The organism is Shewanella sp. AS1 (assembly GCF_021412565.1).
Taxonomy (GTDB): Bacteria; Pseudomonadota; Gammaproteobacteria; order Enterobacterales; family Shewanellaceae; genus Shewanella.
In genome coordinates this window covers 1-281 of record NZ_JAKCLJ010000128.1, presented here as the reverse complement: position 1 = coordinate 281, position 281 = coordinate 1, and the positions used below count along the sequence as shown (strand labels likewise).

General features: G+C 69.4%; 1 pseudogene. It reads right to left on the bottom strand.

From position 1 onward, the window contains the following. Positions 1-281: pseudogene (locus tag LZP69_RS16360) on the bottom strand (phosphomannomutase/phosphoglucomutase); the annotation flags it as partial.

The following is a 281-nucleotide window of genomic DNA, read 5'->3' as shown; positions in this document are numbered from 1 at the left end:
AGGCCGTTCAGCACGGCCGACGGGTCCGCGCCGCGGCTCAGGATCTCCAGCAAGCGCGTGCCGGCGTACAGCCCGTCGTCGAAGCCGGGCCAGCGGTCGTTGAAGAAGAGGTGCCCACTCATCTCGCCCGCGAACGGCGCCTTCGTCTCCTTCAGCTTGGCCTTGATCAGCGAATGCCCGGTGCGCCACATCGTCGGCGTGCCGCCGTGCTGCCGGATCCAGGGCGCCAGCTGGCGCGTGCACTTCACGTCGAAGATGATCTCGCCGCCCTTGCGGTGCGC